This window comes from Binatus sp. (SeqCode) (genome assembly GCF_036522015.1).
Classification (GTDB): domain Bacteria; phylum Desulfobacterota; class Binatia; order Binatales; family Binataceae; genus Binatus.
Genome location: NZ_DATDGQ010000162.1, coordinates 1 through 7,346, shown reverse-complemented (window position 1 = coordinate 7,346; position 7,346 = coordinate 1). Strand labels below are relative to the sequence as shown.

The window sequence follows — 7,346 nt, the reverse complement described above, 5'->3', positions numbered from 1 at the left end:
ACCACGATTCAAGCGAATTAGAGGAGAAAAACCGTGAGCAGCACTCGCCGTGAAACGATCGTTTATGAGAAGTCGGGCCCGGTCGCGCGGCTCACGATGAATCGTCCCGACCGGCTGAACGGAATGACCAATCGGATGTTGGTCGAGACTCGCGATACCCTCGCGGCCGCCGCCGAGGATCGCGAACTGAGAGTGCTGGTCCTGACCGGCGCGGGCAAGGGCTTCTGCCCCGGTGCCGACATCGGCCAGGTCGCGTCCGCGGCGCCGGATGATCCTCTCACGGCCGACGATTTCCGCGTACCGATTCTGCTGCACAACATGCCGGCCGTAACGATCGCTGCGGTCAACGGCGCTTGCGCGGGAGCGGGTCTCGGATGGGCGCTTGCGTGCGACTTCAGATTTGCTGCGGAGTCGGCGCGCTTCAACGTCGCGTTTCTGGATGTCGGCGTTGCGGGCGATATGGGCGGACCGTGGAGCCTCTCGCGAATCGTCGGTGCCGCGCGTGCCCGCGAACTCTATTTCCTGCCCGGCAAGTTCGACGCGGCCGAGGCGCTTAGGATTGGATTGGTCACGCGCGTTTTTCCGGATGATCGATTTCGGGAAGAAGTCGATGCGATCGTGAACCGGCTTACCGATTGCGCGCCGATCGCGCTGCGCACGCTGAAGGCGAACTTCGTTGATTCGGAACGGATGGACTTTGCGGGGTATGTTGCGATCGAAAGCGAACGCCACTTCAGAATGTTCGAAACCGAAGACACTCGGGAGGCATTTGCGGCCAAAGCCCAAAAACGCAAGCCTCAGTTCAAAGGTCGGTGACACAACGCGCTGCTCCTCCTAAGCAAGGCGCAGAACAGAAGCGGACGACATTAGTATGACAAAGATAGTCCCTGTTGACGTCGCGCAATTTTGTTTGGATCTCCATCGGGATCTCTCCGTTCCCCCCCAGGGCACGCAAGCCGGGTCCGCCGGAGCGAATCGACGGTGCGACGATCGGCTTTGTCTCAGTGACTGGAGACGCGCCGCATGGCGGAGAGGTTCACCCGGACGGCGACGAGATCTTGTATGTCATCTCAGGAAAGCTGCACGTCATGGGCGAATCTGACCCCAACGCGGCCATCGAGTTAGGCACCGGCGACGCGTGTATTGTCCGCAAGGGTGAATGGCACCGAGTAATTATGATAGAGCCAGCGCAGCTTATTCACATTACGCCAGGACCACGAGGTGACTACCGCCCATTGTGAGTTCCTGCGCGGGCCGTGCTCGGTGCTGCGTACTCGTGGCCGAGGTGAAGCCGCCCGCGTTAACCGCGCACCAGGTCCATCACACGTCCTAGCGTCGCGAGTTTCTCCGCGAGGTCGCGCCCCTGGGGAGCGACGCGTAGCGTCGTGACTCCTGCGTCCCTGAAGGTCCGGATGCGGTTGCGCACCATCTCGGTGTTGCCCAGCAGATTCGCCTGGATCACCATTTCAGGCGGCACCTTGGCGATCGCTTCGGGACGCTTCCCGGCAATCCAGAGGCGCTGCACTTCGCGCGCCGCCGCCTCCCACCCGCCCCGTTTGAAAGCATCGTTGTAGAAATTCGTCGTCGCCGAACCCATCGCACCGAGTGTAAATGCCATCGCAGGCTTCAAAGGCTCCACGAGCGCGTCGAGATTATCGCCGAACGCAACTGTTCCACCGACCTGAATGTCGATGTCGGCCAGGCTGCGACCGGCCCCTTCTGCGCCCCGGCGCAGATAGTCGAGGTGCGCAGCGGCATGCTCCGGCGTGAACGACGTGCCCAGCCAACCATCGGCCGCGGCACCGGTGTATTCCAACGCGCGGGGTCCGAGCGTGGCGAGATAAATCGGAATGTTAGGATTGCCGGGTTGTGACAACCGGAGGGCCTTGCCCTGTCCGCCCGGCAACGGCAGTTCGTGATACTTGCCGTGGTATTCGATCTTTTCGCCGGCAAACGCCAGTTTGATGATCTCCACCGTTTCTTTCATCCGGGTGAGCGGCGCCTTGAACGCGCGGCCCTGCAGCCCTTCGACGACCTGCGGACCACTCGCACCGAGGCCCAGGATGAAGCGATCGTTGCTGATTGCGGCCATCGTCAGCGCTGTCATCGCGATCATCGCCGGCACGCGCGCGCTTATCTGCATGATGCCGGTGCCGAGCCTGATCCGGCTTGTGCGCGCAGCGAGATAGGCGAGCGGCGAAATAGCGTCCTGCCCCCACGCCTCGGCGGACCAGACCGAATCCACTCCGAGCTTTTCCGCTTCGACGACGTAGTCGACTTGATCGTCGAAGTCGCGCTTGCGACCCGACGCGGCGCCGCCAATGCCAATGCTGACTTTCATGGCATCCTCTTTAGGCTGACCAATTTTTCGAGCGAGGCTAACGAAATAAATAGCACGCGCGCCGCGTGGCGGCATAAGTGTGCTCAAGGCCGGAGACAGTCTTGAATTCGTAAGGCTCGTGGCGTTGATCGCTCAGCCGCACGGTTTTCCGCCCCGATGTCCTGTTACAACGCGACGATCAAACGACGGCAAGGGCGCACTGCGTCGGGGCTCAGATTTGGGCGGCGCCGCCGTCGACGAATAGCTCGGTGCCGGTGACGAAACTGCTGTCGTCGGAGGCGAGGAAAACCGCGGCGCCAGCAATTTCGTCCGGCGTGCCGAAGCGAGCCATCGGCACCCTGCTTACGATACTCTCCAACATCTGCCGGCCCGCTGGCCCGGACTGCGCGATGCGGTCATAGGCGGGAGTGTTGATCGGACCCGGACTGAGCGCATTCACGCGGATTTTCCGTTCCTTCAAATCCATCGTCCACGTGCGCGCGAACGACCGCACCGCGGCCTTGGTCGCGCTGTACACGCTCGACGCAGGATTGCCTTTGGACGCCACGATCGAGGCGTTCAGGATGATCGATCCGCCGACTGGAATCAGAAGAAGAGCTTTCTGCACCGTGAACAACAGCCCTTTGACGTTGATGTCGAAGATCCGATCGAACTGCGCTTCCGTGATTTCTCCCAGAGGCGCGAGTTCCGCGATGCCGGCATTCGCAAACAGAATGTCGACGCGACCCGTCTTTGCCTTCACCGCGTCGTACAACCGGTCCAGGTCGGTGAGTTTGGCGACGTCGCCTTGAACGCCCGTGACGTTTTTGCCGATTTCTTTCACCGCCGCGTCGAGTTCGTCCTGACGGCGTCCCGTAATGAAGACATACGCGCCTTCCGCGACGAATCGCTTCGCCGTGGCGAGACCGATGCCACTATTTCCTCCTGTGACAACTGCCACTTTGCCTTCGAGTTTTCCGCTCATTGTCGATTGCTCCTTACCTGGTTTTGTCAATCGTTATCCGCGACGGCCGCTCAAACAACTTCGGGCGCCCAGAAAACCAGCGCTCGCACCTCGATACTTTCGCGCGGCGCGGCGTTGGGCGGGCTGCTAGGGTCTTCAAACGAGGTGTGCGCGGTGAAGCGCGCGCGGTCGTCGTCCTTGGAGTCGTAGCACTTCAGTAAGATTGCTTCGTTACGTTGCATTCGCGGGAAGTAGTACCAGCGATGCCGAGGGTTGAAGAGGAAGCCGAGAGTTTCGCCCACGCGCTCACGATAGACGAGGTCGGTCGGCACACTATCCTCGAGATCGAGGCTGCGCGCGTCGCATAGCGCAAGCGGCGAGCTTTCGATCGGTCCGCGAATCGCGCGCCAGACGTTGATCTCAGCGAAGCGATTCTTGAGCAGGTGCTCTGCTTCTTCCTGCAGATGGTCGCGGACGCGGCGCGGCGCGGATTTCAGGCTGTAGTCGTTGTGGACGACCTTGGCGGGCGGGCGCGCGCCTTTTTCTGCACGCTCAGCAAGGACAGGATTGCGCACGATGTGATCGAAAACCACCACGCGCTCGGCGCCGGTTACCCGCTTCAGCAGGCGCTCGACCTCAGGGTAGTAGACCGACTTGACGTCGTCGGGATCGTAGAAATCCTTGACCGCAGTCTCGTGCTCCGTCAGCACGAAACCGTTGGTGTCGAGCGAAAGTTTTCCGAGCATTTCGCGGCCGTTGTGAATCGCGACCGTTTGCGCGACGTATTTTCCCGAGCTGCGCGGCACTCCGGCCGGCGGATCATAGGCGTAGTTGACCGGCTTCGGCACCGCAGCGGCCAGGTAGTTCAGCCGCGCATTAACGACAGGGTCGTGGTTGCTGGGTTCCATCTGTAAAAACCTCAGTTGATTAATTGCTCACTGACGCAAACTTGCAAATCGCGACAGTTTTGGCCGTTCGCGAATCGAAATTTCGCGGTTATCTTCAATGAAATTGCTCATTCCGCTCCATTAGTCTTTGCATATACAAGATTTAGACCAAAAAAAGTTCGATCCTGTGCAAGTCAGTCGTCATCGTTGCGATCCTTTGGCCGCATCGCCCAATCCGCGACGACTATCGCCAGGACGCAGAATATTGCGAGCAACAACAGTTGGCTGATCTCGTTGTCCATGATCACCACCACCCTTGTTCATGGACACTGTTCTAACGCGTAGATGATCCGGCTACTTCCAGAAGAATTTTTCCGCCGCGTTGCGCATGCGCGACGGCTTCCTTGATCGACGAGAGGGGGTAGGTCGCCGCCACTGGAATGTGCACTCGGCCGGACGCGATCATCTCGGCCGCCTGCGCTATCGCCGGCGCACTTTTGGCCGCAGACTCCGGATGGCCCAGCCAAAAACCTCGGACCGTCAGTGGCTTGAAGATAACGTCCAGCGGGCTTATCGACATCGGACCCGCGCTCATCGCCGCGTAGGAGACGAGCGTGCCGCGAGGCGAGAGCGTCGATGCGATCACGCCCGACGCCGGGCCGCTGACACCATCGAGCGCGAGACGGAGCTCATCCTTGCCGACAGCCGCTTTGATGTCTTTCGTAACGTTGGGCGAATCGACCACGACGACGTCTGCGCCAACCGCCTTAAGCTCGGCCACGAGCTCCGGCCGCCGCACGATGTTGACGGTCTTCAGGTCGCGCGCTTTCGCGAACGCTATCACCCAGCGCCCGACGCTGGAGTTGGCGGAGTTCTGTACCACCCACTCGAGCGGCTTCAGGTTGACGTACTCGCTGAGCAACAGCGCTGCCGTCGGAGGATTGATCGCGAGCATCGACAACTGCTGCGGGTCGGCCCCGGGAGGCAGCGCGAAAAGGCCGTTCGCCGGAAGAATCATTCGCTCCTGCCAGGTGAAGCTGGATAGCGGCGGCAGGACTCGGTCGCCGACCTTGACGTTCTTCACCCCCGCTCCCACCTTCAGAACGCGACCGACACCTTCATTGCCGATGACGGTTGGGAGCGCGGGGCGCGACGGATAGATGCCCCGTGCGATTAGGAGGTCGCTATTGTTGAGAGGCGAAAACTCGACCTCGATGAGCACCTCGTTGGATCCCGGAGCGTCGGGCTCGGGAAGGTTGACATACTTAAGACCCTCGATAGGGTTGCCATAGGCAGTAAGCTGAACAGCGCGCATATTAATTCTCCTTTAGTAGGATCGCCTTCATCGACGATTTAGATTTTCCCTCTGACGCCGTCAACAAGCCTATTCCTGCGGTACCACCTGCAATGACCGCCACTTTTCCCTGTAATTTGCCCACAGTCGTTACTCCTGTTGGTAACCTAGGTGATCACTTTGCCGCGATCCTTGCCTTGACCTCGCGCCATTCGATCCAATCGGAGCGGTAGTGTTCGACCTCGACGATCACCATCGAACCGCTGCGATCGACCAGCTTGGCTCGCACCCCGCTCTTCAAATCGAAGACGCTTGTGATGGGCGGGATGTCTCCACCGACGACTTGCGTGTTTCCCGCGTTTATTAGCCGCTTAAAGTAGTCAGGGCTTATAGCAATCATTTCGGCCTCACTTGCCTACCGGGTTTAGTGTCATCGTAAGCTGGCGTCCTTCGGCGAGTTGTCCGCGAAGAGTCATACAAGTGCAGGAGGCACGCGCGACCAGCCGCTGCCGCTCGTCAAGGACGTCGCATTCGACCAGACCCACGAGTTTGCCGGCGCGGACAACTCTTGCATTGGCGCGAAGCGTCGCTTTCCACACCGGACGCAGGAAATTGATCTTCAACTCCACAGCCGCGAAACTCTCATCTGCGGCGAGCGTGGTGGAGTACGCGAAGCCCATGGCCACGTCAGCAATGAGAGACGACACGCCTCCAGTGAGAGTTCCCATTGGGTTGGTATGGCGCTCATCGGCGACGAATTCGACCACCGCCGTTCCGTTCTCCGCCTGAAGGAGTTTGAGACCCAGGAGCTTGCCAATAGGCGCAGGAAATTGTTCGCTGGTGTCCGAGTTTTCTCGCAAATCGCAACTGGCTTGGCCATTCGCGAATTGACCGCCGTTATTTTCAATAGAGTTACTCATTGTTTTCTCCGTTAGTACTTGCATATACAAGGGTTGAGCCAAAAATCAGGTTTGCTTGCGAATGGCGGCCGTTTTAGTGCGCGCCCCTCGCTGCTTTGCCTATTTGGAAATGCCGGGTTAGTAAGGCCAGTGGCAGTCCAGCCAGCGCGATCAGCGCGAGCAGGTGAAAACAATCCATGAAAGCGAGCATCGCCGCCTGCTGATTCATTATGCTTCCGACCATGCCGTAGGCCTGATGGATAGCGTCGGGAGTGCTCGCGCCGCGGGTTACCAGGAAATGGCTCGACGCGCTTACGAACCGCCGGACGCTTTCGTCGCCGGAAGTGAGATTGCTGACCAGCACGCTCTGGTGATACTGCGTGCGCCGTTCGAGCATCGTGGTGACAAATGAGATACCGAAACTCGCGCCCCAGTTACGGCATAGGTTGGTCAGGCTCGAGCCCTTGTTGTTTTTGTTTTTCGGCAAGTAGGAATACGCGAGCTGGCTCACCGGAATGAACATGAAGGCGTAGCCGAAGCCCTGAAAGACGCGCGCCGATGTGAAATGAAAGTAGTCAGTCTGAGTGGTCATCCCGCTGTAATAGACAAAGGAAAGCGCGGCCACGGTGAAGCTGAAGCAGAGCATGCGTTTCGCGCCGATGCGCGGGACGATCCGCACCACGAGTGGCGCCAACAGTGTGATAACCGCGGCGCCGGGGCCCAGCACCAGGCCGGCATCGGTGGCAGTGTATCCGAACAGCGCCTGCAGCATCTCGGGAATCAGCACGGTGCTGCCGAAGAGCCCGAACGCGAAAAGGAAGTAGAGCGCGTTGGCGATCGCGAAGTTGCGCTCGCGCAGCAGCGTCAGCTCGACCACCGGATCGTCGTGACGCCACTCCCACCAGATCGCGATCCCGATCGCGACGACGGCGATTGCGAGGAAGGTGGCGATGAAATGGCTTTCGAGCCAATCGTCGCGCTC

The 7,346-nt window shown here is 59.9% G+C and carries 9 protein-coding genes; 2 read left to right on the top strand and 7 right to left on the bottom strand.

From position 1 onward, the window contains the following. Window positions 1-33: 33 nt before the first annotated feature. Complete coding sequence (locus VIW95_RS06620) at window positions 34-816, top strand: enoyl-CoA hydratase/isomerase family protein (protein WP_331584649.1); 783 nt, start codon at window positions 34-36, stop codon at window positions 814-816. Between the two features lie 188 nt (window positions 817-1,004). Continuing rightward, a complete protein-coding gene (locus tag VIW95_RS17570) occupies window positions 1,005-1,241 on the top strand; it encodes a cupin domain-containing protein (protein ID WP_414645271.1) in 237 nt (78 codons plus the stop codon). Between the two features lie 59 nt (window positions 1,242-1,300). On the opposite strand, the gene VIW95_RS06615 is transcribed toward VIW95_RS17570, so the two are convergent. The 7 genes from VIW95_RS06615 to VIW95_RS06585 all read right to left on the bottom strand — a co-directional run. Beyond that, window positions 1,301-2,341, bottom strand: a complete 1,041-nt coding sequence (locus VIW95_RS06615; protein WP_331584648.1) for an LLM class flavin-dependent oxidoreductase — start codon at window positions 2,339-2,341, stop codon at window positions 1,301-1,303. A 211-nt stretch (window positions 2,342-2,552) separates the two neighbouring features. After that, window positions 2,553-3,305 carry a glucose 1-dehydrogenase gene (locus tag VIW95_RS06610; RefSeq protein ID WP_331584647.1) on the bottom strand — a complete coding sequence of 251 codons (753 nt, stop codon included), beginning with the start codon at window positions 3,303-3,305 and terminating at the stop codon, window positions 2,553-2,555. A gap of 50 nt (window positions 3,306-3,355) precedes the next feature. Beyond that, the gene (locus VIW95_RS06605) at window positions 3,356-4,192 is read right to left on the bottom strand and encodes a CmcJ/NvfI family oxidoreductase (protein WP_331584646.1); all 837 of its coding nucleotides are present in this window, start codon (window positions 4,190-4,192) and stop codon (window positions 3,356-3,358) included. A 313-nt stretch (window positions 4,193-4,505) separates the two neighbouring features. Continuing rightward, window positions 4,506-5,486, bottom strand: a complete 981-nt coding sequence (locus tag VIW95_RS06600; RefSeq protein ID WP_331584645.1) for a zinc-dependent alcohol dehydrogenase family protein — start codon at window positions 5,484-5,486, stop codon at window positions 4,506-4,508. A 154-nt stretch (window positions 5,487-5,640) separates the two neighbouring features. Beyond that, window positions 5,641-5,865 (bottom strand): hypothetical protein, encoded by a 225-nt coding sequence (locus VIW95_RS06595; RefSeq protein WP_331584644.1) that lies wholly within the window; start codon window positions 5,863-5,865, stop codon window positions 5,641-5,643. Between the two features lie 7 nt (window positions 5,866-5,872). Continuing rightward, entirely contained in the window at window positions 5,873-6,385 is a 513-nt protein-coding gene (locus VIW95_RS06590) for a PaaI family thioesterase (protein ID WP_331584643.1), read from the bottom strand. A gap of 73 nt (window positions 6,386-6,458) precedes the next feature. After that, window positions 6,459-7,346: MFS transporter (locus tag VIW95_RS06585; protein ID WP_331584642.1), on the bottom strand; the 888-nt coding region annotated here is incomplete at its 5' end.